Source organism: Geothrix sp. (assembly GCF_030219325.1).
Lineage (GTDB): Bacteria > Acidobacteriota > Holophagae > Holophagales > Holophagaceae > Geothrix.
Map to the genome: position 1 here is coordinate 1,373,917 of NZ_CP126625.1, position 25,863 is coordinate 1,399,779.

Sequence of the window (25,863 nt, forward strand, 5' to 3'; positions counted from 1 at the left end):
AGCTGTCGGGGCTACCTGGGCTGGCGGGGTTCGGCGAGCCAGGCTACGGCGACGGAGATGAAGTAGAGGCCCAGCAGCACGATGCTGAAGAAGATGGTCGTGACCACCACGTCGCCGGGCGTGAAGAAGGCGCTGAAGATCAGGATGACCATGGTGGCGTGGCGCCAGTACTTCAGCATCCACCGGGCGGTCACGATGCGGAACCGGGCCAGGAAGAAGAACAGCACCGGCAGCTCGAACATGATGCCGGTGATGAGGGTGGTCGAGATGAACAGGTCGAGGTAGTCCGAGGCGTGCAGGTTCGCCCGCAGGCCGGCGGCGGCGGCTTCCTGGAAGAGGATGTCGCCCAGGAACTTGAAGGCCTGGGTGTAGGCGAAGGCGGAGCCAAGGAGGAAACAGCCTGAAGTCACCACCACGAAGGGGATGACGAGGCGGCGTTCCTTGGGCAGCAGGCCGGGCCGGATGAAGGCCCATAGCTGGTAGAACAGGAAGGGTGCCGCAACGAAGGCGGCCGCCCACAGCGAGAGCCGCATCATGCTGAAGAACGGCTCGGTGAGATCCGTGAAGGCGAAGGGTTGCAGCTCCGAGATGGGCTTGTGGGTCTGGGCCGCCATGGCCTCCATGAAGGGCTTCTGGGCCCAGGCCCAGAGCTTGAAGCGGAGGGGGGGGATGTCCCGGTAGCCGAACGGGAAGCCGTACGTGAAGGCGAAGGCGCCCGCCACGATGAGCAGGGAGCGCACGATGCGCACCCGCAGCTCCTGCAGGTGCTCCCAGAAGCTCATTTTCTCGGGCGGGGTGGCCGGAATCGCCATGGGCCTCAGTCAGGAAAAGAGCCCGGCCCCCCGCGGGGAGGCCGGGCTGTGGGGATTCAGCAGGCTACTTCTTGTCCTTGTCGGCCGTGACGTCTTCCTTCACGGAATCGGTGAGCTCGCGGCTGGCCTTCTTGAACTCCTGGATGCCCTTGCCCAGGCTCTTGCCCAGTTCCGGCAACCGCGAAGGCCCGAAGAAGATCAGCAGCGCGATGCCGATCAGCAGGATTTCCATCATTCCCAGGTTGCCCATGGTGTGCTCCAGTTGCGGTGCTGCGGGTTCAGGGTCGCAGATCGGCCAGCGACACGTCGCCCGGCAGGTCCAGTTCCATTCTAAGCAGGGCCTGCCCGTGAGTCTTGCCCTGGGCGTCGGTTTTCACGCTTTCGCTGCCGCCCCCGCCGAGGGAGTCGTGCAGGATGAAATTGATGGCCTTGAGGTTAGGAACTTCGAATCGATCAACACCACCTTTGCATATGCTTGAAAAGTGATGCTTCACGCGCTCGGCCGTGAGCTCCCGCTGCAGGAGGCGGAACCCCGCCTCGGTGTAGGCGATGATGCCCACGTTGGAGCCGTCGCCCTTGTCGCCGCTGCGGGCGTGGGCGATGTCTTCCAGCCTGATCCTGGTCATTTCGCTTCCACGGCGCGGCGACCCAGGGAGTGGTAGGTCCAGCCCTTGGCCTCCATGGCCTCGGGACGGAACAGGTTGCGGCCGTCGAAGATGCGGCGGGCCTTGAGGGCCTTGGCCACGGCCTCCAGGTCGGCCTCGCGGTACTGGGCCCACTCGGTGGCGATGAGGAGGGCATCGGCACCCTCGCAGGCCGCCAGGGGGGACTCCGCATAGCGCACCTTGTCGCCGATCCTGGCCCGCACGGCCTCCATGGCGGCGAAGTCGTGGACCACCACCTCGGCGCCCAGGTTCACCAGGCCTTCGATGAGCTCCAGGGCCATGCTTTCCCGGATGTCGTCCGTATCGGCCTTGAAGGCCAGGCCCCAGAGGGCGAAGCGCCTGTTCTTCAGCGGAGCCGGCACGCCGGACTTCACGCCGAAGTGGGCCTTCACCTTCCGGAGGAGCACCTGCTTCTGGTGGCGGTTGGCTTCCACGGTGGCGGCGAGCGTCATGAGCGGGTGACCCTGCTCTCGGCCCACCTTCAGGAGCGCCTGCAGGTCCTTGGGGAAGCAGGAGCCGCCGAAGCCGGGGCCGGGGTTGAGGAAGGCGGGGCCGATGCGGTGGTCCGCGCCGATGGCGGTCTTCACGTGGTCCACGTCCGCACCCACGGACTCGGCCAGGTTGGCGATCTCGTTGATGAAGCTGATGCGCAGGGCCAGCATGGCGTTGGCCGCGTACTTGGTCAGCTCGGCGCTGGGCGGATCCATGCGGAACCACTTGCCGCCGCTGCGGTCCAGGAAGGGCTGGTAGAGGGCCTTCATGACGGTCTCGGCATGATCCGAGCGGCAGCCCACCACCACGCGGTCGGGCTCCAGGAAGTCGCCGATGGCCGAGCCTTCGCGCAGGAACTCGGGGTTGCTCACGACCTCGAAGGCGCGGTCCGTGTGCACGGCGATCTCCGCGTGGACTCGGGCCGCCGTGCCCACGGGCACCGTGCTCTTGTCCACCACGATGAGGGGTTTGGCGTCCGTGGCGCGCAGGGCCATGGCGTCACCCAGCTGGCCGGCCACGGCCAGCACGTACTTCATGTCGGCGCTGCCGTCTTCGCTCTGGGGGGTGCCCACGCAGATGAAGGCGGCATCCGCCTCGGCGATGCCCGCCTTGAGGTCGGTGGTGAAGCGCAGGGCGCCGGAGGCCAGGTGCTTGGTGAGCAGGTCGTCCAGGCCCGGCTCGAAGATGGGGGACTCGCCCCGGGAGAGGGTGGCCACCTTGGCCGCGTCCACGTCCACGCCGAGGATGCGGTGACCCGCCTCCGCGAAGCAGGCGGCGGCGACCAGCCCCACGTAACCTGAACCGATGACCAGCACCTGCATGACAGCCTCGCGCAAAGCAACCAGTGTAGCTTGCTATCATTCGGGAGAGGAGGCGGCATGGTGATCCTGATGGCACCCACGGGCAGCGAGGTCAATCTGCTGGAGGTCATGCTCCATGCGGGGCCGGTCTCCAAGTCGGTGCTCGTGATCCTGGCGGCGTTCTCCCTCCTCAGCTGGGTGGTGATCCTGCGCAAGGGCCTGCTCTACCACCGCAGCCGCACCGTCTCCGAGGCGTTCCGGGGCGCGTTCAAGCGGGCCACGGACTGGCGCGAGTTCAAGCAGCAGGTGGAGAAGTTCTCCCTCAGCCCCCTGGTGGGCCTCTTCGTGGCCGGCTACGGTGAGGTGACCTACCAGCTGCGGCAGGTGGGCCAGGACGGCAGGCCCCAGCTGCGCAGCATGGAAGCCGTGGAGCGCAGCCTCCAGCGGGCCAGCGTGGTGGAGATGGGCCGGCTGGAGCGCTCCCTCGGAAGCCTGGCCACCGTGGCGGCCGTGAGCCCCTTCATCGGGCTCTTCGGCACCGTGTGGGGCATCATCGACGCCTTCCGCGGCATCGGTGCGACCGGCAACGCCAACCTTGCCACCGTGGCCCCCGGCATCTCGGAGGCCCTGGTGGCCACGGCCATCGGCCTGGTGGCGGCCATCCCCGCGCTCATGGCCTACAACTTCTTCCAGGGCCAGCTGAAGCAGTTCCAGACGGAGCTGGACGACTTCTCCCTGGAGTTCATCAGTCTTTCCGAACGGAACTTCACCTGAGCAAACGACTGCCCCTCTCCCTGGATTGGGAGGACTGGTTCCAGCTCTGCTGCCCGCCCTACGACCAGCCTGAGGCCCTGGACCGCTTCGAGTGCCGGCTGCCCCTGGCCACGGAGCACTCCCTGGCGCTCTGCGCGGACCTGGGCGCCACGGCCACCTGGTTCTGCCTGGGCGACCAGGCCCGGCGCCACCCCGCGCTGCTGCACCGCATCGCCGGCGCCGGCCACGCCATCGGCCTGCACGGGTTGACGCACCGGCGGGCCTTCGAGATGGACCGCGGGGCCTGGCGGGCTTCATTGCGCGACGGCAAGGCCCTGCTGGAGGACCTCAGCGGGCAACCCGTGGTGGGCTACCGGGCCCCGGAGTGGAGCCTGCGCGGAGTTGCCGCCGACTGGTGGCGGGACCTGCCCGAGCTGGGCTTCCGCTACGACTCCAGCCGCGTGCCCCTCGCCGTGATCGGAAACCCTGCCGCCCCGCGCCGCCCCCACCTGCTGACCGAAGGCCTGTGGGAGCTGCCGCCGCCCGTGCTCTGGTCCGGGCCGGTGCGCATGCCGCTCTGGGGCTGGGGCCCGCGCGTCATGCCCTTCAGCCTGGTGCGCCGGGCCCTGGAGACCCTGGCCCTGGAGGACGCGGGCACGCCCCTGGTGCTGCACCCCTGGGAACTGGACGCGGAGCAGCCGCGCCTGCCGGGCCTGTCCCTGGGGCATCGCTACACCCACAGCATCGGGCTCCGGGGCTACGGGGGCCGGCTCCGGGAGCTCCTCGACGGCTTCCGGCTCACGAGCCTCGAGGCCTGGGTGGACGCGCAATGACGGCCGTCCCGCTCATCCTGCTGGCCCCCTCCGAGGAGAAGGCCTCCGGCGGCGTTCCGGGCCGCCTGATGGAAACCCCCGCCCAGCGCTGGGCCCGGGAGCAGCTGGTGGCCCTGGCGAAGCAGGGCTCGCCCGAGGCCCTGCGGAAGGCCTTCGACGTGAAGGACCTGGCCCTGGACAAGGCCCGCAGCGAGGCGCTGGCGCTCTCGGGCCGGGTGCCGCTGCTGCCGGCCCTCTCGCGCTATGCGGGCGTGGCCTTCCAGGCACTGGCGGCGGCCTCGCTCCCGCCGGCGGCCTGGACCCAGGTCTACATCCTCTCCAACCTCCGCGGCCTGGTGCGCGGCGATGAGGCCGTCCCGCCCTACAAGCTGAAGCTCGGGGCGATCCCCGGCCTCAAGGCCCATTGGCGGAAGGCCCTCCGGACGCAGCTGGCGGCCCTGCCCGAGGGGCCCGTGTGGGAGCTGCTGCCGGGCGATGCCGCCGACCTGCTGAAGGGGTGGGCGCGGCCGCGGCACACCGTGGAGATCTTCGACGCGCAGGGCCGGGCCATCAGCCACTTCTCGAAGTTGTACCGGGGCCTGGTGGCCCACTGGATCCTGAAACATCAGCAGGGCGATCCCCGGCGGGTGCTGAAGGGCCGGCTGCCCGGATGCCAGTGGGCGGGCGTCGCCGAGAACGATCGCGGCGGGCTTTGCCTGCGCCTGGTGGTGGAACGGTGAGCGACGACTGCAACCGCACCCCCTTCTGGCAGCGCCAGCCGCGGCTCCCCCTGGAGATCCACCGCTTCCTGCAGGACCGCACGGAGGCGGCGCTCCAGGATCCCGAGGACCGCCAGGCGCTCGTGTGGCCCACCATCCTCGCGGCACCGGGGCTGCGGCGGGCCCACCCTGCGGGCCTTCCGCAGCCTGAGCTGCTGGGGCATGCCACGCGCATGCTGGGGGCCCTGGGCCACCACGATCCGGCCGACGCCTGGCGCACGCATCGCACGGCCTGGCCGGACACGGCCGAGGGCGACGCGGCAGGCTGGCGGCCCGCATCCGCCTGGGGTGCCTGGGGCCCCCTCGTGAGCCTGCGCTGCGGCTGGCAGCTGGCGGCGCTCACTCCGCTGCCCCTGGGTGAGCCCTACCCGCTGGCCTGTGGCGTGTCGCTCTTCAATCACGGTCTCTACCACGAGTGCCACGATGCCCTGGAACCACTATGGGCGCGGGCGGAGGGGGACCTGAAGCAGGGGCTGCAAGGCCTCATCCTCCTGGCGGGCGGCTATCACCACCTCCAGCAGCACAACCTGGCCGGCCTGCTGTCCCTGTGGGAGGAGGCCCTGGTCCGTCTGGGGCCTGGCGGCGGGCGCGTGGGCACGCCCTGGGGCGAGGTGTGCGCGGAGTCGGCCCTGGACCTGACGGCACGGAGGCTGGACCATGGAAGGTGCATGACCGAGGACGCAGACGATGATGCGGTATTCGGGCCCCTCTGGGCCCTGGACCGCCCCACCTGGGAGCTGGCATGAGCCACACGGTTGACCTGCTGGTCCTGGGCGCGGGCATCGCCGGGTGTTCCGCGGCCCTGCGTGCGGCGGACCTGGGCGCCTCGGTGGTGCTGGTGGCCAAGGACGAGCTGGGCGGCACCAACACCTCCTGGGCCCAGGGCGGCATCATCGGGCTGGCGCCCCCCGAGGAGGGGGATTCCCCCGACCTGCTGGCCGCGGACATCGAGGGGGCCGGCGGCGGACTCTGCCGGCATGAGGCGGTGCGGCTGCTCGCCGAGGAGGGGCCGAAGCTCTGCCGGAGCTTCCTCTGGGAGCGCCTGGGCGTGCCCTTCGACCTGGGGGAGAACGGCACACCGGATCCCACGGCCGAGGCGGCTCACAGTGCCCGGCGCATCTACCACGCCAAGGACGCCACGGGGCTCGCGATCCAGTCGGCCCTCAGCGAGGCCGTCCGGCAGCACCCGAACATCGAGGTCCGCGAGCGGCTCTGCCTGGTGGACCTGATCACGAGCCCCCACCACTGCCTCAGCCCGGTGCGGGTGTACGATCCCATCCGCGTCCATGGCGCCTTCCTCTTCGATCCCGCCACCGGCCAGGTGGAGGGGGCCCTGGCCCGGCGCACGCTCCTGGCCACCGGCGGCCTCGGCTACCTGTACCTGCACACCACCAACCCGCCCAGCGCCACCGGAGACGGGCTCGCCGCCGCCTACCGGGCCAGCGCGCGCATCGTGAACTGCGAGTACATCCAGTTCCATCCCACGGCGCTCTACGTGCCGGGCAAGCCGCGGACGCTGCTCACCGAGGCGCTGCGCGGCGAAGGCGCCCACCTGGTGAACCGCAAGGGCGAGCGCTTCATGGCCAAGTACGAGCCGGAGCACATGGAGCTGGCGCCCCGCGACGTGGTGAGCCGGGCCATCTTCCAGGAGATGGCAGCCAGCGGCGAGGCCAGCGTCTACCTGGACCTGGCGCCCCTGGCCGCGAAGCTGGACCTGGACGAGCACTTCCCCACGGTGATGGCAGCCTGCCGCGCCGAGGGCCTGGATCCCAGCCGCCAGCGCATCCCCGTGGTGCCCGCGGCCCACTACTTCTGCGGCGGCGTGCTGGTGGACCTGGATGGGCACACCTCCCTGCCGGGGCTCTTCGCCGCGGGCGAGGTGGCCTGCACCGGGCTGCACGGCGCCAACCGGCTGGCCTCCACCAGCCTGCTGGAAGGCCTGCTATGGGGCTTCCGCGGGGCGGAGGCCGCGGTGCGCGAGCTGGCCGATGGCAACCTCCCCGACCCGGGTGACCTGGCCCAGTGGCGGATGCCCGAGGCCCCAGAACCCACCGATCCCCTGCTCATCGACCAGGACTGGGGGCTCATCCGCAGCACGCTCTGGAACTACGCCGGCATCGTGCGCACCGGGGACCGCCTGCAGCGCGCCAAGGCGGACCTGCACTACCTGGCCCACCGCATTGAGCGCTTCTACCATGAGTCTTCCCTGAGCCGGGAGCTGCTGGAGCTGCGCAGCGGCATCCTCTGCGCCCGCCTGATCCTCAACGCCGCCCTGCAGAACCCCGAAAGCCGGGGCTGCCACTACCGGGTGGACTGAGCGGGGAAGGGCGGGGACGCCGACCGCCCGTCATCCGAAGAGCGCCGGAACCCGGGTCCGGAGAAGGGCCAGCGCCGCCTCCTGCGCAGAGGCCGACGCTGCGATGGACGCCTCCGTCCCGGGTTCCCGCCAGTCGAAGCGGGGATCCGGCCCCACTGCGGCCAGGGGCCTGGGCGTCCCTTCCGCGCCACTCCGGTGCAGGTTCTCGAGGCCCTGGTAGAGGATCGCCTGGGCCACCAGCACCCGCCAGAGCACCGGCAGCCGGGCGGGATGGAAGGGCCGGAAGAATTCCTCCCACGCCTGCAGGAGGGCGTGGTCGTCCTTTCCCGACTTGTCGCCCTTGCGGAAGTGCTTGTCGAATTCGCCGTAGCTGACGAGCTGGAGCCGCCCCTTACCGTCCTCGCGGATCAGGAGGTCCAGCGAGCGTTCCAGGTCGCCATGGGCCCAGCCCTGCCAGCGGTAGATCGCCGGGGCCGCGGCAACCTGCTCTCGGGTGGGTTCGGAGTGGGGATCGTAGGCGAGCTTCGGTTCGCAGCCGGCCAGTTCGAAATCCCGCGTGAACATCCCGGCCGCCTCCTTCAGCAGGGCGTAGTGGGTCCCGATGGCGGGCTCCAGGCTGAGGTCCAGCCAGGTCATGCGGGACCGCAGCAGGCGGAACACGGCCATGGGCGCCAGCAGGTAGTAGATGGTGGATCGCAGGTAGTAGGGATCGATCTCCAGCCAGCTGCCCTCGCCGGGTTTCAGCCGCCCCTGGGCGGCCGTCCTGGCCAGGCTGGCGATGCGGTCTCTGGCCTTTGCCGCGGCTTCCGTGGCCTGGAAGAGGAGTGGCTCGCATTCCTCGTAGATCCGCTTCCTGGCTTCATATTCATAGTCCCGCCGCGCATCCCGCTCCTTGGCCGCGCTCTGGAGCCGGTCCTTCAGCGTCTCGAGCTCCCGGTCCGTCTCCCGCTTGTGCCGGGCGGCCAGCACCGCGCTCACGACGCTCACCAGCAGGGAGGCGCCCGCAGCGATGAGCGAACCCGTGAGCTTGGCCTCCCCCTCCAGAATCCACACGCCGCACCTCCCGGGTTTGGTTGTCGGAACAGCCAGGATTGTGGCCCCGATGCTCCGGCCTGGATAGTCCCGGCGGGGCCCCTTGGCGCATCCCGAGGGGGCTCCGGTAGACTGCACCATGCCCCTTTCCGGAGAGCTGATGCGACGATCCGCCCTGTTCCTCTTCGTCTCCGGCCTGCTGGTCGGGCAATCCACGGGCCTGGATGACGGCCGCCTGGATCCTGCGTGGTTCGGCGCCGGTGTGGTCTTCCAACCTTCCAAGGCCCTCGGCTTCCAGTGGCTCAAGCCCAACCTGGACCTGCGCAACCGCAGCCTCCGCCTCCGGGCCTGGGAACCGGCCGCCTGGGTGCAGGGCCCACGGGTCGGAAAGGACCAGGCCTTCCTGTCGCGGGTGGCGCCGGGACTTCCGGCCGACCTGGAGCGGGGCCTCAAGCGGGGCCTCAAGGGCGCCCTGCCAGTGTCCACCACCCTCGGGGACGTGGTCCTCGTGGGAAGGGTGGCGGACGCGCTCGGCAGCGACGATGACTACATGTCCGTCCGGCCCATGACCCTCTCCTTCGACCTCAAGCTCGTCGATGGCGATTCGGGGGAGGTGCTCGCGGCCTTCCACGACACGCTCACGGGGCCGAACACCGAGGCGATCTCCTACCACTTCGGCCGATGGTGCGAGGCGATGGGCCGGGCCCTCGCCCCGGCTGCCGCCGCTCCGGTGTTGGCCGCGCCGGCCGCCGCCAAGCCGCTTCCTGTGCCATCGAAGCCGGCCTTCGACCTGGAGGGCGCGCTCCGGCGCATCGATGCCCTTGGGCGCGATGGCCTGCTCAGCGAAGCGGAATGCGAAGCGCTGCGCAAGAAGGCCCGCGCCAAAGCCCAGTGATCAGAGAGGCCAGGGGCCGGCGCCTTCGCGCACCAGGAGGGGCTCGTCGCCGCTGAGGTCCACGATGGTGCTGTGGATGCCCAGGGGCTGGCCGCAGTCCACGACCAGGTCCAGGGCATGGCCCTGTTCCTCCTCGATCTCCCAGGCGGTGTTGAGCACGGGCTGGTCGGGCAGGGCGACGCTGGTGGTGATGATGGGCTCACCGAGCAGGGCCACCAAGGCGTGGCAGAAGGGCTGGCTGGGGATGCGGAGGCCCACCACCTGCTTGTTCTGGAGGTAGCGGGGCACCTCGCGGCTGGCGGGCAGCAGCACGGTGTAGGGCCCGGGCAGCATCTGCTTGAGGAGGCGGAAGGTGGGGGTGTCCAGGTGCCGGGTGTAGCGGCAGAACATCTCCATGTCCGAGCAGAGGATGGACATGGGCTTCTTGGGGTCGCGCCCCTTGATCTGCTGGATCCGGTCCACGGCCTTCTTGCGGGAGGCGAGGCAGCCCAGTCCGAAGAGGGTGTCGGTCGGATAGGCGATGACGCCATCGCGCTGCAGCAGCTCGACGATGCGCTCGAGATGGCGCACCTGGGGCGTCTCGGGGTGCAGGGTGAGGATCATGGCGCGCCCAGCTCCCCCCAGCGGGCCCGCCCGGCCGAGGGCCGCTCGGCGGGCCGCTGAAAGAAGCGCTCCGCCAGGGCGGCGTCCAGCTCGGCAGACATGCCGGAGCGCCGGGCCTGAAGGGCCAGCAGGGCGACGGTGGTGAGGCCGTCGGTGATCTCGCCACCCAGTACGCGCCGGAGGCAGTCCCGGAAGGGCTCGCGGTGGACCAGCAGCTCCTCGTCCTCCTCGGCGTGGTGTCCGTCCACCGGACTCAGGCCTGTGGCCAGGAACAGGAAGGCCTCCTCATCCGTGGAGGAATTGCTGGGATGGAAGAAGCAGAGCGGCTCCCAGACCCGCGCGCTGAGCCCCGCCTCCTCGGCCAGCTCCCGCCGGATGGCCTCGAAGGGGCTCTCCGTGGCGTCGCCACCGCCCTCCGGAAGCTCCCAGGAGTAGGTTTCCAGCGGATAGCGCCACTGGCCCACCAGGACCACGCGGTCCTCCTCGTCCAGCGCCACGACGCCACAGGCGGTGCGGTGGAAGCCGCAGACTGCGTAGCGGCCCTCGGCGCCCTTCCGGTGCCTGAAGCGGTCCTCGCGGACGCGGATCCAGGGCGAGTCGTACACCAGCCGCCGGTCCAGGACCGTGTAGGGGTCCGGGTGAGCGGGCTGGGGCAGGGGCTTCAATTGCATGCTTTAAACATAACAAAATGCCCGCTTTCGCGGGCATTTTGCAGGGATGGGGGACGGTCTACCGACGGAGGCCCAGGCGCTCGATCAGGGTCGCGTAGCGATCCTTGTTCTTCTTCTTGAGGTAGTCGAGCAGGCGGCGGCGCTGGCCGACCATGATCATGAGGCCGCGGCGGCTGTGGTAGTCCTTGGTGTGGGTCTTGAAGTGCTCGGTCAGGTCGTTGATGCGCTTGGTGAGGATCGCGACCTGCACCTCGGGCGAACCCGTGTCCGACTCGTGCTGCTTGTAGTCGTCGATGATGATCTTCTTCTGTTCAACGTTGAGGGCCATGGTGGCTCCTGTTCGGGGGATCGCCCGTCACCCGTTCTTCAGTCCCGTACCGAAGGTGGGTCGAACCTGGTGAAGGCCAGGTGCCTTTATCAATTTTGCTTTTGGCTACCATTTTCTTGCCGGCGCAGCCGGTGAGAAAATGGTGCGGATAGAGGGACTCGAACCCCCACGTCTTGTGAACACTAGTACCTGAAACTAGCGCGTCTACCAATTCCGCCATATCCGCTTGAAAGATCGGTTCGGGCCCCGCGGGATCCGAAACAGCCGAACTCCAAGCCTAGCAAAGTGCGCCGTTAGAGGCAACACCGTTTCTCACCACTCGCGGTAGGGGATGCCGTTCATCCCCGTGCCCTGGGAGAGGGTGTAGACGTCGTAGACATGCCCGCCCCCCCAGCTGGTGCTGTTGGCGTCATCGCTGGTGTTCCGGAGCCCCCACTCGGCCTTGCCGGTCATGGGATCCACCGGGATGCGCCGGAGGAAGCGGATCTTCTTGCTGAGGGACCCGGTGGCGGGGGCCCCCTCCACCAGGAGCTCGAGGCTCTCGGGATAGAAATTCGCCTCCGGGGGGGGCGCCTTGATCTTCTGCTGTTCCGCCTGCTTCTTGTACTCGTCGATGGCGGTGCGGATCTCCCGCAGCGAGCGCCGCAGCTCCAGCTCCTGCTGCCGCTTCAGGCCGTTGCGGGCCAGGGGCACCGTCACCGAGGCCAGGATCATCAGCACCGTGGCCGTGACGACCAGCTCGAGGAGGGTGAAGCCGCGCTGCCGGCTCACTGCACCGTCACGAGGGCGTTGGACCAGCGCCCGGAGATCGGGGCGGTGCCGACGAGGAACTGCCCGCTCTGGATCAGGACCGGGGCGTTGCCGGCGGTGAGGCCCTCCAGGTCCAGGGTGACGAAGGGACCGGCATCGGTGCCGGCGGGGTTCCGCCGGAAGACCAGCTTCAGGAGTCCGTCCTTGCCCGGAAACTGTTCGAGACTGCCGCCCTCGCCGGTGATGAACTCGCCGGGGGACACGGCCTGGAGGCGCAGTCCCGGGGGCAGGCGCAGTTCCAGGGTGCCGGAGCTGAGGCCGCCACCGCCGCTTACGGTGAGGCTGATGCGCACCTTCTCCCCGACCTTGATTTCCGAGGCCACGGGGGACATGAAGATGACCAGGTCGGAGGGGGCGGGGGGCGGGTCGCTGGGGGCCGCGGGCTTCTTGTCCTGGATGGCGTCCGGCGCTGCAGGCGGCGTGGCGGGGGGAGGAACCGGGGCCGGCGCGACCGGAGAAACCGGCACGGGCGCGGGCTGGGACACGGGCGGGGCGATCACCGGGGCGGCCGGCTTGGGGGCCGGAGCCGGGGCCTTTTTCACGGGTTCCGGGGCGAAGGGGCCGGCCTTGGCCGTGGCGTCCTCGGGGTTGAAGGGGGCCATGTCCTGCTCCGTCATGACGGGCTTGCGGACCAGGACCGCCCGGATGGTGAGGATGACGTCGGTCTTCGCCTTGCTGTTGCGGGTGTTGCCGATCAGCCGGCCGATGAGGGGGATGTCGGAGAGGCCCCACACGCCCTGCAGGCTCTTCTGCTCCTCGTCCTTCAGCAGGCCGCCGAAGATGGCGGTCTCGCCATCCCGGAGGCGGGCGGAGGTCTTGATTTCGCGCTTGCCGAGGTCGGGGCGGCCGGGCGTGGAGCCCGACTTGAGGGTGGTGACGAGGCTGTCGATCTTCAGGGTGATCTCGCCGTTGTTGTGGACCCGTGGCTCCACCTTGATCTTCACGCCCACGTCCTCGTAGGAGAACGAGGTCTGGGCCGCGCCTGCCAGCAGGGACGAGGCCGCGGTGTTGGTGCCGGTGGCGCCGCCGAGCCCGGAGATCTGGCTCTGGGTGGTGGAGATCTTCTCGCCGATGTTGACTTCGCCGGTCTCGCCGGAAACCACCCGCACGTTGGGGCTGGCCACCAGGCGGGCGTCGCCGTTGCTCTTGAGGAAGTCCAGGGCGAGGTTCGGGAACAGGACGCGGATGTCGGCGGTGTGGATCTTGGTGAAGCCCGAGTTGGTGTTCATGCCGGACGTGTTGTTCACCGTGGTGGCGCCGAAGCGGTAGGTGCCGGACGTATCGGAGGCGTTCAGCACCGGCAGCAGGCCGATCTGCTCCAGACTGTTCTCGGTGACCTCCATCAGCTCGAGGTAGACCATGATCTCGGCCTTGCCCTTGTCCAGGGTGCGGATCACCTGGTCCACGATGGCCAGTTCCAGGGGCTTGGCCTTCACGATGAGGGCGTTGACCCGCTTGTCCGTGAAGACCCTCAGCTGCGGGTTGATGGTCGTGAGGGTGGAGCGCAGCTCGTTGGGGTCGGCGAAGGAGAGGTAGTAGGTCTTGATGATCTGGTTCTCGAAGGCCTCGCGGTTCTGCGGGGTGGCCTTGAACACCATGATGGTGTTCTTGTCGATGACCTTGTAGAACAGGTCGTTCTGGAGCATCAGCGTGTCCAGCACCCGCTGGAAGGACAGGCCCCGCAGGTCGATGGAGACGCTCTGATCCTGGTACGAGGTGTGGGCGATGATGTTCACGCCCGAGGCCTTGCTCAGGGTCGCGAAGATCTCCCGCAGGCTGGTCTTGCGGCTGAAGTTCAGGTCGATGCCTTCGAGGGAGCGCGGGTTGAGCTGGACGACGTTCACGCTGTCGGCCTTGGCCTTCATCACTTCGAGATCATCCACGGCGTCGGCCTCGGCCTTGTCCCTGGCCGCTTTGGTCTCCAGCTTGATGAGCCAGTCCTGGGCGATCTGGTTGTCCGGATCCAGCACCAGGGCCTTGCGGACCTCCAGGAGCACCGTGTCGGTGAAGCCCCGCGCCTCCGCCTGGCGGGCCAGGGAGAGGTGGGCCTCCGCGGCCCGCTGGGAGGCGCGCTTGATGCCGATCCTCGCCTTGGTGTTGTTGGGATCGCTGCGGAGGGCGGCCCGGTACTCGGCCACGGCCTCGTCGTAGCGGCCCTCGTCGAAGGCCTTGTTGGCCTTGTGGAGGCTGCAGCCGATGGCCAGCAGCAGCACGGCGGTGATCAGCAGGAGCTTGCGGACCGGGGCGAAGGAGGGAATCGGCATCGGGGGCATCCTTCGGATCAGAACTGGTTCACGGGCGCGCCGCCGGAGGCCTCGCGGACCTCCAGGACGAGCCGCATCTTGGGATACTTGGTGTTCTGGAACTCCGCCTTGGTGTCCAGGATGGACACCAGCTTCCAGCGCTCCTTGAGCACGGTCCCCGAGGTCAAGGTGACGGGTTCTTCGCCCTTCATGAAGGCGCCCACGGCGCCGGACGGGGCCCCCTTGAAGAACCCGAGGTAGCGCAGGTCCTGGGGACGGCCCGCGTACTCCCGGGCCTCCTCTTCCTGCTTCCGCTTGGCCTCGAGCTCTTCGGCGGTGGGCTGCGGCGGAGGTGGCAACGGCTTCTGCGGAGGGGGGGGCGGAGGCGGGGCTTCGAACATGAAGAGGTCGCGCTGGACCTTCGCGGCGGGCGGCAGCTCGCCGGCCTTGCCCAGGGCGGCGAGGTCGGGAAGGCGACGCAGGCCCTGGAGCTGCCGCGGATCCAGGTTCGATCCGGTCCTGGCCGCGACGGTCTTCCTCCCGCCCTTGGGTGAATCAGGGGAGAAGAAGGTGTAGAGGGCGTAGATCATGACAAGGGCGAAGGCCGCCAGCGCGATCTGGGTCCTGGGGTTGGCCCGCAGCTCCTGGCGCATGGCCTGGAAGTCGAAGTTCGAGGAGGCTGCGTTCATGCCTCGCCCTCCTCTCGTTCAGGCGCGCCGGCCTTGCGGAAGGCCCGGAGCACGATGTTGAGCCGGGCCCCTTCGGGGCTTTCCTCCAGCCGCCCGTCCCGCACGGCGAAGGGGAGGCCGGAGCCCTCGAGGTCGCGCATGAAGGCCTTGTGGTTGGCGTAGACGCCCAAGGCGACGAACTCCACTTCGACCGCCTCGAGATCCGTGCCCTTGGCGCCTTCGCGGCTGGGCAGGCCGTACTTCACGCTCTGCAGCCTCAGGCCATGCTTCTGGGCCATGGCATGAAGGGTCTTGCTGAGGCTCCACTGGAGCTCTCCGGCTGAGCCCTTGGGCAGGCGGCTCTCCAGGTCGGCCAGGGTGTCCTGGCCCCGGCGGATGCGATCCGCCAGCTGCTGGAGTTCCTGGAGCCGCTGCACCTGCTGATTCCGGCTGAGCTCCGCCTCCCGCTTGGCCCGCTGCTTCTGGGCCAGCTGCTGCGAGGCGTCCGGGAGGAGGAAGAAGGCCACGCCGAGGCCCGCCGCCATGCCCAGGATGCCGAGGGCCAAGCGGAGGCGGCTGGCGCGAAGGGGGCTGCTCATTGGGGGACCCTCGGATCGGTCGGGCGCGCACGGGCGGGGCGTCGACGGCGGCTGCCCTGCTCGTCGTCGTCCGCGGGTGGCGGGACCGGCGCCGGCCGGGCCTGTACGCCCAGGGGCGCGGGCTTCACGGGCGCTGCAGGATGCGTGGGCGGGGGCGGGGCGATCGCGGGGCGCGCGGCTGCCGTGGCGATGGGCCGTCCGGGGACCGCGACCGGGGGGCGGACCGGGGTGCCCGCTTTGATCGGGGTGGCCGGTCCCTGCTTGATGGGCTTCACGCGGAAGGGGGGTGGCACCGCCGCGGCAGGCAGGCTGATCTCGAAGTCCCAGCCCCCGCCGACCCGCTCGACCTCCCGTTCCAGCACGACCTGGGCGAAGACAGGGGTGATCCGCAGAGCCTCCACGAATTCAGCCTCCGCCTGCCGGGTACGCGCCTCGCCCTTGAGCTTTAGTACCACCTGCTGGGCACTGCTGCGGGCCCGCTGGATGCCCTTCAGCCGCATGTCGGGCACCATGCACTGCTCGAGCTCCGCCGTCAGCCGGGACCAGGGCAGGCTGCGCTCCTGGAGGATCCGCTCCGCGAGCTTCCACCGGGACTGCTCCCGGCTGGCGTCCATGTCCTGCAGTGAGGTCTGGAGCTGCTGCTCCTGCCGGCCCGCGCGCCGGGCCTCTTCGGTGAGGCTCACGGCGTCGCGCCCCGCCCGGTTCGCCTGGTGATAGGCGCGCCAGGTCATCCCGATGGCGGCCGCCAGGAAGAGCCCGCCGAGGCCCAGGGCGATCCAGCCCAGGAGCGCATGGCGCTGGCGCCACAGGCTGGGACGGGGGGCCAGGTTGAGGTGGAGGACCGGCACGGCCATCAGCGCGCCTCCCCGAACACGGAGCGGTCATCCAGGATGCGCGTGGGCAGGCTGCTCTCGGGCCAGGCGGCGGCCCCCCAGACGTAGAGCTGCTGGGGGGTGCGGGATTCCCGCTGGAGGAAGGCGGCGCTGGGGGCGATGCGCTCTTCGAGCCAGGCCTCCGGCGTCAGGGGCTCGGACCACTGGCGCAACAGGCAGAGGGTGCGTCCCCAGGCCACGAGGGTGCCGGCGTACCGCCCGGAGTCCATGGGGCTGAGGGAGAGCAGCATGCCGGGGAGGTCGAGCGAGGGGGCCAGCAGGTTGTAGAGGTGCAGCCACCGGGGGGTGAGGTTGTGGAGGTTGCGCTCAAGGCGCAGGCCCAGCTGGAGAAGGGTCTCCCGCAGCTCCTCGGGGATGCCGGAAGCCAGCCAGACGCCGGGATCGATTTCCATGGCCTGGACGAAGTGGGGAACCTCCAGGGCCAGGGCCTGCATGAAGCGCCAGCGGAAGAAGGCCTCCTGGGCCTCAGCCCCCTTGGGCAGCTCGGTCAAGTCGCGGAGCAGGATCGAGGGCGTCCAGAGGTCTTCCACGACCCAGCGCGTGGGTCCGAGGGGCAGGGCGGCCAGGGCCTGGGCCAGCTGATCGTCGGTGGGGGGCGCGCTCAGGGGACGCCGGTGGGTGCCTGCGACGACCCGGTGGGCTTCCAGCCAGAGCAGGGAGGCATCCGGTGGAGCCAGGAGGGGGAGTTTCACGATCGGTCCCCTGCCTCGGGGCGGCTTTTCCCGCATGCGATGCCGCCGGCTCCTGGCCGGTCAGGTGCCGCCAAGTCGCGCGGGGGGGCTGGAAAAGGCTGCACAGGTGACTCCTGACTGGCCTGGGGAAACCCGAGTCTACCGGGCTTCCGGCCGTTTCCCAAGGGGGCCATCCGCAAGCAGAGCTCGGTTCTTACGCGTCATGTGGAATGATGGGGGGAGATGTTCCCATCCGCCTGACCCGGAGCGCTGACAGCGTGCGCCTGATCTCCCTCGAACTCCATGGATTCAAGTCCTTCGCCGACGCCCAGAAGCTGAGCTTCCCGGGCGGGATGACGGCGGTGGTGGGGCCGAACGGCTGCGGCAAGTCGAACATCTCCGACAGCCTGGCCTGGGTGCTGGGGGAGCAGCGGGCCTCCATGATGCGCGGCTCCGAGATGGCCGACGTGATCTTCGCGGGCACGGCCCAGCGACGTCCCATGGGCCTCTCCGAGGTGAAGCTGATCCTCGAGATGCCCGATCCCGCCCTGCCCGGGGCCTCGCGCGAGGTGGCCATCTCGCGCCGCCTCTACCGGGACACCGGCAGCGAGTACCGCATCAACGGCCGCGAGGCCCGGCTCAAGGACGTCCAGGACCTGCTGCTCGACACGGGCATGGGCACGCGGGCCTACAGCTTCATCCAGCAGGGGCAGATCGACCTCATCCTGAGCAGCAAGCCGAAGGACCGGCGCCTGCTGCTGGAGGAGGCTGCCGGCATCACGCGCTACAAGCTTCGCCGCACCGATGCGGAGAAACGGCTCGAAGAGACCAAGGCCAACCTCCAGCGGCTCGATGACATCCTCTTCGAACTGAACAAGCAGATGGATTCGCTGCGGCGCCAGGCCTCACGGGCCCGCAAGGCCAAGGAGCTCGACGCGGAGATCAAGTCCACCCAGCGCATCCTCCTCGCCGGGAAGGCCGTGGAACTGGAGGCGGCCAAGCTCCGCATCCTCGACCAGCTGGACCAGACCGAGCGCCGCGTGGCGGAGCTCACGGCCCAGGTCTCCGAGAAGGCCTCCGAGGTCGAGGCCCTGCGACTGTCCGTGGACGAGCAGCAGCAGGCCCAGGCCAAGCGGGCCAGCGCGATGCTGGCCCTGGATCAGCGCCTCCAGCTGGCGGACCAGGAACGGGGGTTCCAGGAGGAACGCCGGAGCGAGGCCGAGGGACAGCGGAGCCGCCTGCAGGAGCGCATCCAGGCCCTCTCCGACCGGCTGGCCGAATCCGGTGATTCCTTCTCGGCGCTGGAGGCCCTGCTGAAGGAGGCGTCGGATCGCCTCGCCAGTTGGGAGGCCCAGCTGGCCAAAGCCGAGGAGACCGTGGCCCTGGCCCAGGGCGCCCTCCGCCACATGGAAACGGAACTCCACGCCCTCCGGGAGCGCAAGGCCGAGAGCCAGAAGGAGGCCCTGGCCCGCCAGAAGCAGAGGCTGGCCTTCCAGAGCCAGATCGCCCAGCTCGAGGGGCGCCTCGATGCGCTGAACCACGAGGAATCCGTCCGCGCCCCGCGCCTGGAGAGCCTGCAGGCGGAAGCGACCCAGGTGAACCGCTCCCTGGAGGGGCATCTGGCCCAGCTGGCCCAGGCCGAGGAGGCCGCCTTCGACCAGCGCCGGCGCACCGAGGCCCTGGAGGAGGCCCAGCGGACGCTGGCCCAGGACCACCATCGCGCTGAGGCGGAACTGGATGCCGCCGAGCGGCGCCTCCGCCAGATCTCCGACCTGCTCGCCCAGAGCTTCGGTGACGAGGAACTGCGCAAGGGGCTCACCTGGCTGCGCGAGCAGGGAGTCCGCCCCAACGCCCTGGTGGAGCTGCTGACCGTGGACGAGGCCCTGCGGCCGGACCTGGAGCGGCTGCTCGGGGTGTGGCTCCAGGCCCTTTCCGCCGACCCGGAACTGGCGCTCCGGGCCGCAGAAGCTCCGGGCCACCTGCTGCTGGCCCTGGAAGGCGAGGTGCCCGTGCCACCCACGCCGGCTGATTGCGAGCCGTTGCGGAACCACGTGCGCTGGACCTCCACCGACCGGCCGCTCCAGGCCCTCCTGGACCGCTCGTTCCGGTGTGCCGACGAGGCCCTGCCCCAGCTCGCGGTCCTGCACCCGGATCTGGCCTTCGTCTCCCCGGGCTTCATCCGGCTGCCCTTCGGCCCCCTGCAGCTGGGCATCTCCGCGCCCGCCGCCTCTCCCATCAAGCTGCGGGCCGAGCAGGAGGAGGCCAGGGCCACCCGCGAGGCGCTGCTGGATCGGCTGGAGGAGCTGGAGGCCCAGCGCGGACGCGGCGGCGACGATGCCCGGGCCGCGAGGGCGCGGTCCCTGGAGATCGACGAGGACCTCCGCTCCCTCCGCCGGCGGGCGGACAGCCTCAAATCCCAGCAGACATCGCTCGCGGCGCAGCTGTCGGAGATCCGCGCTGCGAGCGAGCGGGCCGACGCCCTCTGGGAGCAGATCGAAACGGAGATCAAGCGGCTGCAGGGCCTGCTGCGCGAATTGGATGAGCATCCCGAGGAGGCCGGTGATGTGGCCCTGGACCAGGCCGTCCTGGAGGCCGAGAACCAGGTCCGCGAGGCCCGCCAGCGCCTGGACGAGCGCCGCGAGGAGCGCCTGGAGGCCGCGCGGGGGCGCGATGCTGCGTGGGCCGAGCGGGACGGCCATGAGCGCCATCTCCAGCTGGCCCAGCGGGGCCGCTTCGACCTGGAGGCCGAACGGCAGCGGCTGGGGGGCGAAGCCACCGAGCAGGCGGAACGCATGGAGGCCTGCCAGCGGCGCCTCGCCGAACTGGAATCGGAAGCCCAGGTCCTGCTGCTGGAGCGGGAGGGCGTGCAGACCCAGGCCCGCGAGGCCCAGCCCCGGCTCGAGCTGGATCAGGAGACCCTGCGGGTCCAGGAGCGCTCGGCCCGTGAATTCCAGGAGGCCCTGGAGAACGCCCGCGCCCAGCACCAGGAGGTGCTCCTCCACGGCGCGCAGGTGCAGGGCAGCCAGGAGGCCCTGGCCAAGGAAGTGGAGCTCGCACTGGGGCTGGAGGTGCCCGCCTTCCTGAACGGGCTCAGCGAGCCGGAGCGGGAGGCTTGGGAAGAGGGCGAGTTGGTCCACCAGACGCGCCTGAATGAGCTGCAGGGTCGGCGCATGGATCTGGGGGGCGTGAATCCCCTGGCCATCCAGGAGCTCGAGGAGGCCGAGACGCGCATGGCCTTCATGAATGAGCAGCGTGCCGACGTCACGGCGGCCATCGGCAACCTCGAGGCCACCATCCAGGAGATCAACGCCACCAGCGAGGAGCGGTTCCGCGAGGCCTTCGATTTCGTGAACAGCCGCTTCCAGGAGGTCTTCCGGGAGGCCTTCGGCGGCGGCAGCGCCCACCTCAGCCTCGAGGATCCCAAGAACCTGCTGGAGTGCGGCATCGAGATCACCGCCCAGCCGCCCGGCAAGACCGCCAAGGCCCTGACCCTGCTGAGCGGCGGCGAGAAGGCGCTCACCGCCATCTCCCTGCTCTTCGCCATCTTCCACTTCAAGCCCAGCCCCTTCTGCGTGCTGGACGAGGTGGACGCGCCGCTGGACGAGGCGAACGTGGGCCGCTTCGCCGCCATGGTGCAGAAGATGAAGGCCGACACCCAGTTCATCGTCATCACCCACCAGAAGCCGACCATGGTCGCGGCCGATACCCTCTACGGCGTCACCATGGAGGAAGCCGGTTGCTCACGCCTGGTGAGCGTCCAATTGCGGGAAGCGGAAGCCCTGGTTTGAAGGCGGTCCGGCCGTATAGTCGGTGTAACTAAAAAGGGTTGACAGGCTGGTTTTCGCCTCTTCCCCCAAGGGGTCCAAGGCCTTTTTCGTGTCAATGCGAAAGAAAGCGGAAAATGTGGAAAACCCCGAAGTCCGGCCATTCGGCAGATTCTGCTGGCGTCGTCAATTTAAAGATTGATATTAAACGATTAACATTGATGGGAATTTACCCTGCTTATGTTAGGAAATCTGTATCCGGACAGGGTTTAGCACCGGTCCAGGGGGTCAATCCGCAGGCTTTTCCACAGGGACTTTTGCCCTCAGCGTAACTGGCTGGAAACGCTCAGGTGACGAATCTGTGACCGGAGGATCAGACTTCAGATTCGGCCAGGAACCCCGGTCGCAGCCACTCGCGGATGGTGTCGTCGTCGATGCCGAGATTCGCGAGGTGCTCAGTGGCCATCTTCAGGCTCTGGTCCTCGTCGCGGCAGATGAGAAGGCGCTGTTTCCAGGCCTCGGTCGCCCGGGCCCGCAGGCTGGGCTCGCCGCCATTCATCCGCTTCTCGAGGACGAAGCCGAGGTTGTTGGCGGCTTTGCGATGGTGCGGCTCGAGGGCGAGGGCCTTCTCGTAGGCCTCGGTGGCCTCCTGCCAGCGGTTGGTGACCTCGAGGGCGACGCCCCTGGCGTTCCAGACGTCGGCGTCCTGGGGGGCCAGGGCCATGGCCTGCTCGACCATGCTCATCTGGTCTTCGCGCCGGTTGGCGAAGCGGTACACCTCGGAGAGGCCCAGGTAGGCGCTGTATTCGCCGGGATCCAGCTCCAGGGCCTGGAGGAAGGCCTGCTCGGCGGCGGTGCCCTGGTGGGTCTCCACGAGGACGTAGCCGAGCTGGACCTGGAGGTCCGCGGCATCGGGCTCGCGCATCAGGGCTTCGCGGTAGCAGCGCAGGGCATCGTCCCAGCGGCACTCTTCGCGGGCCATGTCACCCAGGGCCGCCCAGGGATTCGCAGCATCGGGATCGGTTTCGGCGGCAAGGCTGAAGTAGGACAGCGCGCCGTCCCGATCGCCCATATCCCGCTTGAGTTCACCCAGCAGGGCCTGCGCCTCGGCCAGCACCGGGGCGGGGGGCGCCAGCAGCATGAGCGTGTGGAGCTGGCCCTGGGCCAGTTCCAGGTGGCCCTGCTCGCTGAAGATCTCGGCGAGGATGAAGTAGCTGGTGGGATCGCAGACGTGGAGGCTGCGGGCCCGCTGGATGCAGCGCAGGCCCTCCGCGAGTTCTCCGCGCTTCAGGAGCAGCTCGCCCAGGGCGTGCCAGCCCCAGTAGTAGGTCTCTTCGGCGTGGAGGGCCGCCATGAGCTGGGCTTCCGCACCGCAGAGGTCCCCCAGCTGCTCCATGGCGATGGCCAGCAGGCGCAGGGTGCGCGGGTCCTTCGGGTTGAGGCTGAGGGCCTTCAGCAGCCAGGCCTTCGCGTCGGAAGGCTGGTTCAGGTGCAGCTGCACGAGGCCCGCCAGCTCCAGGGCCTTCGGATCCTGGCCGTTCAGGGCCAGGGCCTGCTGCAGCGTGAGCTCCGCCCCGTCGAGATCCTGCATGAGGAGCCGCAGGTAGCCCAGGTTGCGGAGATGACCTCCCGTGGCGGGGTGCTCATCGCGGAGGGACTCCAGCTGCCCCATCAGCTCCAGGCCCTCCTCGTCTCCCGTGTGGTTGCTGAAGCAGAGCAGGCGTTCGAACCAGGCCTCGGCGTTCGAGCGGTCCTCGGCCAGCAGCTGGTCCAGGACCTCCCGGGCCTCCTCGTGGCGGGCGCGGACGTTGTAGGCGCGGGCCAGGGCCAGGCGGCCTTCGAAGGTGGTACTGGCGGCGGTCTTGAGCGCCGTCAGGCCGGGGTCCAGCAGCTTGAGCCAGGGGCGTGCCATGGGATGCCTCGTGAGGGAGTCCAGGGTATCACCCAAGGGCGGCGGCGAGTCCGTCGCATAGCAGGCCGGCCATCGCCGCGCGCGTTTCCACGGTGGCGGATCCGAGGTGGGGCAGGAGCACGGCGCGGGGCGCCTGCAGCCAGCGAGGGTTGACTTCCGGTTCCCTGTCGTAGACATCCAGCCCCACGCCGCCGAGCCGTCCCGCCCCCAGCAGATCGATGGCGGCGTGCTCATCCAGGATGCCGCCGCGGGCGGTGTTGATGATCACGGCTCCATCCGGCAGCCGCTCCAGGGCCGCGCGATCCAGCAGGCCGCGGGTCTGATCCGTCAGGGGGCAGTGGAGGGAGACCACGGCGCTGCGGGACAGCAGGTCGGGCAGGATCATGCGCGGGGCGCGGCCGGGGCCGAAGTCCACGTCGCCTCCCTGGCCATCGCGGTCCCAGAAGACCGGGGCCATGCCCAGCGCCCAGGTGCGCCGCGCGAAGGCCTGGCCGATGGGGCCGCTGCCGAGGATGCCGCAGGTCTTGCCGGCAAGGCCGGTGCCCAGGAGCTGGTCCGGCGCCCAGCCCTTCCATGCGCCGGAGCGCACCAGGGCTTCGCCCTCGGCCACGCGCCGGGTCAGGGCCAGCAGCAGCGCCAAGGCCGTGTCGGCGGTGGCGTCCGTCAGCACGCCGGGGGTGTTCACCACTGTGATGCCGCGGGCCTGGCAGGCTTTCAGGGGCAGGTGGTTCACGCCCACGGAGTAGGTGCCGAGGGCCTTCAGGTTCGGCGCGGCGTCCAGATCCGCCTCGGTGATGGGCTCGGACACCATGGCCACCAGCACCTCGGTCTCACTCAGGGCCGTGGTCCATTCCGCCGAGCGGAAGGGGGCCAGGAGCAGGTCCGGGAACCGCGCGCCGAGGTCGGCCAGGGCCGGGCCCACGAGGGGGGAGGTGGCGAGAATGCGGACGCTCATCGCTGCAGGGCCTTCAGGGCCTGGCGGATGGCCTCGGCCAGGGGCGGCTTCGCGGCGCGGAGCTCGGCCACCACGGGCAGCACCGCATCCTCCCTGAAGCCCAGGTTCGTGAGGGCGGAGCGCAGGCTCTCCTCCCAGGGATCGCCCGAAGATCCGCCGGAAAGCCCGTCCAGCCCCGAAAGCCCGCCCATCTTCTCCGACAGCTCGAAGCACATCTTCTCGGCGGTCTTCCTGCCCACGCCGGGAATGCGCGTGAGGGCCTTGACGTCCCGTCCGCGGATGGCCTGCACCAGATCCTCCAGGGACAGCGCGCCCAGGGCCGCCAGGGCCATCTTCGGGCCCACGCCATCCACCTTGATCAGCATGCGGTAGAGCTCCCGTTCCTGGGTCGCGTAGAAACCGAGCAGCGAAATCTCGTTCTCGCGCACCAGGAGTTCCGTATGCAGCACCACCATGGCACCCACCTCCGGCAGCAGCCCGTAGGTCGAGAGGCTGATGGCCGCGGCGTAGCCCACCCCCCCGCACTCGACGAGCGCCAGGTTCGGCAGCTTCTGGATGAGTTCCCCGCGCAGTCGTCCGATCATCCTTCGAGGATAGCGGAAGCTCAGAACCAGTAGCGGAGCAGGGAGTCCAACAGGCGGTCCACCACGTCCCGGTTGCGGCGGGCGCGCTCCTCTCGGCCCGGGAACTCGGGATAGGCCGGCACCGGATCGTGAAGGGTGTGGCCGACCTCAGGCCCGAGCAGGTGCTTCCAGCGCACCAGCCAATCCGCGGGCAGGTCCTCCGGGATGGGGAGGTCCATCAGGGTGAGGTAGAGGATCGTCCAGACCCGGGCCACCACCTGGGCCTCGTAGCCGCCGCCCAGCGTGAACAGCACCCGACCCTGGGTGTGCTCGCCGGCCAGGGCGAGGATCCTGCGGTAGAGCGTCTCGAAGGCCTGGGTGGTGAGGGCGAGGTCCCCCAGGGGATCGGCGAAATGCGCATCCGCCCCGGCCTGGATCACCAGGACGTGGGGCGAGAACTGCTCCAGGGCCCGCGGCACCACGGCCTCGAAGGCCTCCAGGTAGCTCTCGGATTCCGTGAAGGGCTCCAGGGGGACGTTCAGGCTGAGGCCCCGCGCCGCACCGGTGCCCAGCTCATGGATGTGGCCGGTGCCCGGGTAGAGGTAGTGCCCCGTCTCGTGGAGGCTGAGGGTGAGCACCCGGTCCTGGTCGTAGAACAGGTTCTGCACGCCGTCGCCGTGGTGGAGGTCGATGTCCAGGTAGGCCACGCGCCACCCGTGATCCACGAAGGCGCGGATGGCCACGGCCAGGTCGTTGTACAGGCAGAAGCCCGCGGCCCGGTCCTTCTGGGCGTGGTGCAACCCGCCGCCCAGCTGGAGCACGCGCGTCTCCGCCCCCTCCATCAGCAGCCGGGCCCCGTGGAGGGCCCCACCCGCCAGCCACCGGCCGGCGAGATCCATGCCCGGGAAGATGGGGTTGTCCTGCGTGCCCAGGCCGAAGCGTCCGGCCTCCGGCTGGGACTCGCCCCGGTCGAGGGCTTCGACCGTCGCCACGAAGGCCTCGTCGTGGACCGAGAGGATGTCCTCCCGGGTTGCGGCGGGCGCTGCGACGGTGGGGGCCCCGTGGCCCAGGCTCCGGATGAGGTCCAGGAGCATGGCGAGCCGGGCGGGCGTGAAGGGATGCTCCGGACCGAAGTCGTACCCGGCGTACTCCGGGCGGTGGATCAGGGTTGCCATGGCTTGGACGTCAAGTGCAGCTGGGAGCTCTTGGGAATGGGCCAGAGGATCGTGAACCCGGCGCCGCGGAGCTCCTCCGCCAGGGGGCGGATCTGGTTCGAGTCCACCCGCAGCACCGTGCGCACCGTGGCGTCGGGCGTGGGGTAGGTGAGGATGGAGTGGATGTTCACGTGGCGCTCGGCGAGGAAGGTCGTGAGGCGGGCCAGCTCGCCCGGCTGGTCCCTGAGGGCCACTTCGAGCCGGGAGGAGGGCTTGGTCACGCCCGTGAGCGTCATCAGGGCGTCGAGCAGGTCCATGCCCGTGAGGATGCCCACCAGTTCGCCGCCGTCCAGGACGGGCAGGCAGCCTATTTTGTTTTCCCGCATGATCCGGGCGGCGTCCTCCACCGGGTCCAGCGGATCCGCCGTCAGCGGGGGGCTGCTCATGGCGAGGGTGACGGAATCCCCTCCACTGCGTGGCGTCGGGCTGAGGCTGCTGGTGGCGAACCGGATGTCCCGGTCGGTGAGGATGCCCACCAGCCGTCCCTGGTCCACCACGGGCAGGTGGCGGAAGCCGCGGGAGTGGAGGAGCTGATCAGCCTCGCCGAGGGTGGCCCCGACCGCGATCACCGTCACCGGCTTCCGCATCATTTCCTTCACGAGCATGGGGCCT

26 protein-coding genes and 1 tRNA gene are annotated in these 25,863 nt (G+C 69.6%); 7 read left to right on the forward strand and 20 right to left on the reverse strand.

The features are described from left to right. Nucleotides 1-11 precede the first annotated feature (11 nt). The 4 genes from tatC to QOZ81_RS06200 all read right to left on the reverse strand — a co-directional run bounded on the left by tatC (nucleotide 12) and on the right by QOZ81_RS06200 (nucleotide 2,790). Nucleotides 12-812, reverse strand: a complete 801-nt coding sequence (gene tatC, locus QOZ81_RS06185; protein WP_291200008.1) for a twin-arginine translocase subunit TatC — start codon at nucleotides 810-812, stop codon at nucleotides 12-14. Nucleotides 813-876: 64 nt separating this feature from the next. Continuing rightward, complete coding sequence (tatA, locus tag QOZ81_RS06190) at nucleotides 877-1,062, reverse strand: twin-arginine translocase TatA/TatE family subunit (RefSeq protein WP_291200005.1); 186 nt, start codon at nucleotides 1,060-1,062, stop codon at nucleotides 877-879. 28 nt (nucleotides 1,063-1,090) lie between these two features. Then, nucleotides 1,091-1,438 carry an AtuA-related protein gene (locus tag QOZ81_RS06195; RefSeq protein ID WP_291200002.1) on the reverse strand — a complete coding sequence of 116 codons (348 nt, stop codon included), beginning with the start codon at nucleotides 1,436-1,438 and terminating at the stop codon, nucleotides 1,091-1,093. Then, complete coding sequence (locus QOZ81_RS06200) at nucleotides 1,435-2,790, reverse strand: UDP-glucose dehydrogenase family protein (RefSeq protein ID WP_291199999.1); 1,356 nt, start codon at nucleotides 2,788-2,790, stop codon at nucleotides 1,435-1,437. The genes QOZ81_RS06195 and QOZ81_RS06200 overlap by 4 nt, the downstream gene beginning before the upstream one ends. A gap of 57 nt (nucleotides 2,791-2,847) precedes the next feature. Between QOZ81_RS06200 and QOZ81_RS06205 the strand changes: the two genes are divergently transcribed. The 5 genes from QOZ81_RS06205 to nadB all read left to right on the forward strand — a co-directional run bounded on the left by QOZ81_RS06205 (nucleotide 2,848) and on the right by nadB (nucleotide 7,430). Next, nucleotides 2,848-3,543 carry a MotA/TolQ/ExbB proton channel family protein gene (locus QOZ81_RS06205; protein ID WP_291199998.1) on the forward strand — a complete coding sequence of 232 codons (696 nt, stop codon included), beginning with the start codon at nucleotides 2,848-2,850 and terminating at the stop codon, nucleotides 3,541-3,543. Between the two features lie 104 nt (nucleotides 3,544-3,647). Continuing rightward, nucleotides 3,648-4,355: a DUF3473 domain-containing protein gene (locus tag QOZ81_RS06210; RefSeq protein ID WP_441316723.1), complete on the forward strand. Its 708-nt coding sequence runs from the start codon at nucleotides 3,648-3,650 to the stop codon at nucleotides 4,353-4,355. Beyond that, nucleotides 4,352-5,074 (forward strand): peroxide stress protein YaaA, encoded by a 723-nt coding sequence (yaaA, locus tag QOZ81_RS06215; protein WP_291199995.1) that lies wholly within the window; start codon nucleotides 4,352-4,354, stop codon nucleotides 5,072-5,074. The genes QOZ81_RS06210 and yaaA overlap by 4 nt, the downstream gene beginning before the upstream one ends. Continuing rightward, complete coding sequence (locus tag QOZ81_RS06220; protein ID WP_291199993.1) at nucleotides 5,071-5,859, forward strand: DUF309 domain-containing protein; 789 nt, start codon at nucleotides 5,071-5,073, stop codon at nucleotides 5,857-5,859. The genes yaaA and QOZ81_RS06220 overlap by 4 nt, the downstream gene beginning before the upstream one ends. Further along, nucleotides 5,856-7,430, forward strand: a complete 1,575-nt coding sequence (gene nadB / locus QOZ81_RS06225) for an L-aspartate oxidase (RefSeq protein ID WP_291199990.1) — start codon at nucleotides 5,856-5,858, stop codon at nucleotides 7,428-7,430. The genes QOZ81_RS06220 and nadB overlap by 4 nt, the downstream gene beginning before the upstream one ends. A gap of 30 nt (nucleotides 7,431-7,460) precedes the next feature. On the opposite strand, the gene QOZ81_RS06230 is transcribed toward nadB, so the two are convergent. Then, entirely contained in the window at nucleotides 7,461-8,483 is a 1,023-nt protein-coding gene (locus tag QOZ81_RS06230) for a hypothetical protein (RefSeq protein WP_291199988.1), read from the reverse strand. A gap of 139 nt (nucleotides 8,484-8,622) precedes the next feature. Between QOZ81_RS06230 and QOZ81_RS06235 the strand changes: the two genes are divergently transcribed. Continuing rightward, nucleotides 8,623-9,357 (forward strand): hypothetical protein, encoded by a 735-nt coding sequence (locus QOZ81_RS06235; protein WP_291199986.1) that lies wholly within the window; start codon nucleotides 8,623-8,625, stop codon nucleotides 9,355-9,357. Here the strand turns inward: QOZ81_RS06235 and QOZ81_RS06240 are convergent, their stop codons facing one another. From QOZ81_RS06240 to QOZ81_RS06285, 10 genes are all read right to left on the reverse strand, one after another. Continuing rightward, nucleotides 9,358-9,960: an L-threonylcarbamoyladenylate synthase gene (locus QOZ81_RS06240; protein ID WP_291199983.1), complete on the reverse strand. Its 603-nt coding sequence runs from the start codon at nucleotides 9,958-9,960 to the stop codon at nucleotides 9,358-9,360. After that, complete coding sequence (locus QOZ81_RS06245; RefSeq protein ID WP_291199980.1) at nucleotides 9,957-10,631, reverse strand: NUDIX domain-containing protein; 675 nt, start codon at nucleotides 10,629-10,631, stop codon at nucleotides 9,957-9,959. Before QOZ81_RS06245 ends, QOZ81_RS06240 begins: the two co-directional genes overlap by 4 nt. Nucleotides 10,632-10,689: 58 nt before the next feature. Continuing rightward, the gene (rpsO, locus tag QOZ81_RS06250) at nucleotides 10,690-10,959 is read right to left on the reverse strand and encodes a 30S ribosomal protein S15 (protein ID WP_291199976.1); all 270 of its coding nucleotides are present in this window, start codon (nucleotides 10,957-10,959) and stop codon (nucleotides 10,690-10,692) included. Nucleotides 10,960-11,099: 140 nt separating this feature from the next. Then, nucleotides 11,100-11,185, reverse strand: a tRNA-Leu gene (locus tag QOZ81_RS06255). Between the two features lie 86 nt (nucleotides 11,186-11,271). After that, entirely contained in the window at nucleotides 11,272-11,730 is a 459-nt protein-coding gene (locus QOZ81_RS06260; RefSeq protein WP_291199973.1) for a type II secretion system protein, read from the reverse strand. After that, nucleotides 11,727-14,033 carry a secretin N-terminal domain-containing protein gene (locus tag QOZ81_RS06265; RefSeq protein WP_300715362.1) on the reverse strand — a complete coding sequence of 769 codons (2,307 nt, stop codon included), beginning with the start codon at nucleotides 14,031-14,033 and terminating at the stop codon, nucleotides 11,727-11,729. Before QOZ81_RS06265 ends, QOZ81_RS06260 begins: the two co-directional genes overlap by 4 nt. A gap of 17 nt (nucleotides 14,034-14,050) precedes the next feature. Continuing rightward, nucleotides 14,051-14,701 carry a hypothetical protein gene (locus QOZ81_RS06270; protein WP_291199965.1) on the reverse strand — a complete coding sequence of 217 codons (651 nt, stop codon included), beginning with the start codon at nucleotides 14,699-14,701 and terminating at the stop codon, nucleotides 14,051-14,053. Next, a complete protein-coding gene (locus QOZ81_RS06275) occupies nucleotides 14,698-15,279 on the reverse strand; it encodes a hypothetical protein (protein WP_291199962.1) in 582 nt (193 codons plus the stop codon). The genes QOZ81_RS06270 and QOZ81_RS06275 overlap by 4 nt, the downstream gene beginning before the upstream one ends. Then, on the reverse strand, nucleotides 15,276-16,133 hold the full coding sequence (locus QOZ81_RS06280) for a PilN domain-containing protein (RefSeq protein ID WP_291199959.1): 858 nt from the start codon (nucleotides 16,131-16,133) through the stop codon (nucleotides 15,276-15,278). The genes QOZ81_RS06275 and QOZ81_RS06280 overlap by 4 nt, the downstream gene beginning before the upstream one ends. Then, on the reverse strand, nucleotides 16,133-16,864 hold the full coding sequence (locus QOZ81_RS06285; protein WP_291199956.1) for a hypothetical protein: 732 nt from the start codon (nucleotides 16,862-16,864) through the stop codon (nucleotides 16,133-16,135). The genes QOZ81_RS06280 and QOZ81_RS06285 overlap by 1 nt, the downstream gene beginning before the upstream one ends. 257 nt (nucleotides 16,865-17,121) lie before the next feature. Between QOZ81_RS06285 and smc the strand changes: the two genes are divergently transcribed. Next, nucleotides 17,122-20,631, forward strand: a complete 3,510-nt coding sequence (smc, locus tag QOZ81_RS06290) for a chromosome segregation protein SMC (protein ID WP_291199953.1) — start codon at nucleotides 17,122-17,124, stop codon at nucleotides 20,629-20,631. Nucleotides 20,632-20,980: 349 nt separating this feature from the next. On the opposite strand, the gene QOZ81_RS06295 is transcribed toward smc, so the two are convergent. From QOZ81_RS06295 to QOZ81_RS06315, 5 genes are read right to left on the reverse strand one after another with little or no spacing between them, the layout of a single operon-like run. Further along, nucleotides 20,981-22,519: a tetratricopeptide repeat protein gene (locus QOZ81_RS06295; protein ID WP_291199950.1), complete on the reverse strand. Its 1,539-nt coding sequence runs from the start codon at nucleotides 22,517-22,519 to the stop codon at nucleotides 20,981-20,983. Nucleotides 22,520-22,547: 28 nt separating this feature from the next. After that, on the reverse strand, nucleotides 22,548-23,474 hold the full coding sequence (locus QOZ81_RS06300) for an NAD(P)-dependent oxidoreductase (protein WP_291199947.1): 927 nt from the start codon (nucleotides 23,472-23,474) through the stop codon (nucleotides 22,548-22,550). After that, nucleotides 23,471-24,058 (reverse strand): Holliday junction branch migration protein RuvA, encoded by a 588-nt coding sequence (gene ruvA / locus QOZ81_RS06305; RefSeq protein WP_291199944.1) that lies wholly within the window; start codon nucleotides 24,056-24,058, stop codon nucleotides 23,471-23,473. Before ruvA ends, QOZ81_RS06300 begins: the two co-directional genes overlap by 4 nt. A gap of 20 nt (nucleotides 24,059-24,078) precedes the next feature. Then, the gene (locus QOZ81_RS06310; protein ID WP_291199942.1) at nucleotides 24,079-25,212 is read right to left on the reverse strand and encodes an acetoin utilization protein AcuC; all 1,134 of its coding nucleotides are present in this window, start codon (nucleotides 25,210-25,212) and stop codon (nucleotides 24,079-24,081) included. After that, nucleotides 25,200-25,856, reverse strand: a complete 657-nt coding sequence (locus tag QOZ81_RS06315; RefSeq protein ID WP_291199939.1) for a CBS and ACT domain-containing protein — start codon at nucleotides 25,854-25,856, stop codon at nucleotides 25,200-25,202. The genes QOZ81_RS06310 and QOZ81_RS06315 overlap by 13 nt, the downstream gene beginning before the upstream one ends. Between the last annotated feature and the right edge of the window lie 7 nt (nucleotides 25,857-25,863).

Coding starts and splice junctions, on each gene's coding strand:
- tatC (WP_291200008.1), bottom strand. CDS start 812: ATGGCGATTCCGGCCACCCCGCCCGAGAAAATGAGCTTCTGGGAGCAC.
- tatA (WP_291200005.1), bottom strand. CDS start 1,062: ATGGGCAACCTGGGAATGATGGAAATCCTGCTGATCGGCATCGCGCTG.
- QOZ81_RS06195 (WP_291200002.1), bottom strand. CDS start 1,438: ATGACCAGGATCAGGCTGGAAGACATCGCCCACGCCCGCAGCGGCGAC.
- QOZ81_RS06200 (WP_291199999.1), bottom strand. CDS start 2,790: ATGCAGGTGCTGGTCATCGGTTCAGGTTACGTGGGGCTGGTCGCCGCC.
- QOZ81_RS06205 (WP_291199998.1), top strand. CDS start 2,848: ATGGTGATCCTGATGGCACCCACGGGCAGCGAGGTCAATCTGCTGGAG.
- yaaA (WP_291199995.1), top strand. CDS start 4,352: ATGACGGCCGTCCCGCTCATCCTGCTGGCCCCCTCCGAGGAGAAGGCC.
- nadB (WP_291199990.1), top strand. CDS start 5,856: ATGAGCCACACGGTTGACCTGCTGGTCCTGGGCGCGGGCATCGCCGGG.
- QOZ81_RS06235 (WP_291199986.1), top strand. CDS start 8,623: ATGCGACGATCCGCCCTGTTCCTCTTCGTCTCCGGCCTGCTGGTCGGG.
- QOZ81_RS06240 (WP_291199983.1), bottom strand. CDS start 9,960: ATGATCCTCACCCTGCACCCCGAGACGCCCCAGGTGCGCCATCTCGAG.
- QOZ81_RS06245 (WP_291199980.1), bottom strand. CDS start 10,631: ATGCAATTGAAGCCCCTGCCCCAGCCCGCTCACCCGGACCCCTACACG.
- rpsO (WP_291199976.1), bottom strand. CDS start 10,959: ATGGCCCTCAACGTTGAACAGAAGAAGATCATCATCGACGACTACAAG.
- QOZ81_RS06265 (WP_300715362.1), bottom strand. CDS start 14,033: ATGCCGATTCCCTCCTTCGCCCCGGTCCGCAAGCTCCTGCTGATCACC.
- QOZ81_RS06270 (WP_291199965.1), bottom strand. CDS start 14,701: ATGAACGCAGCCTCCTCGAACTTCGACTTCCAGGCCATGCGCCAGGAG.
- QOZ81_RS06275 (WP_291199962.1), bottom strand. CDS start 15,279: ATGAGCAGCCCCCTTCGCGCCAGCCGCCTCCGCTTGGCCCTCGGCATC.
- QOZ81_RS06280 (WP_291199959.1), bottom strand. CDS start 16,133: ATGGCCGTGCCGGTCCTCCACCTCAACCTGGCCCCCCGTCCCAGCCTG.
- QOZ81_RS06295 (WP_291199950.1), bottom strand. CDS start 22,519: ATGGCACGCCCCTGGCTCAAGCTGCTGGACCCCGGCCTGACGGCGCTC.
- QOZ81_RS06300 (WP_291199947.1), bottom strand. CDS start 23,474: ATGAGCGTCCGCATTCTCGCCACCTCCCCCCTCGTGGGCCCGGCCCTG.
- ruvA (WP_291199944.1), bottom strand. CDS start 24,058: ATGATCGGACGACTGCGCGGGGAACTCATCCAGAAGCTGCCGAACCTG.
- QOZ81_RS06310 (WP_291199942.1), bottom strand. CDS start 25,212: ATGGCAACCCTGATCCACCGCCCGGAGTACGCCGGGTACGACTTCGGT.
- QOZ81_RS06315 (WP_291199939.1), bottom strand. CDS start 25,856: ATGCTCGTGAAGGAAATGATGCGGAAGCCGGTGACGGTGATCGCGGTC.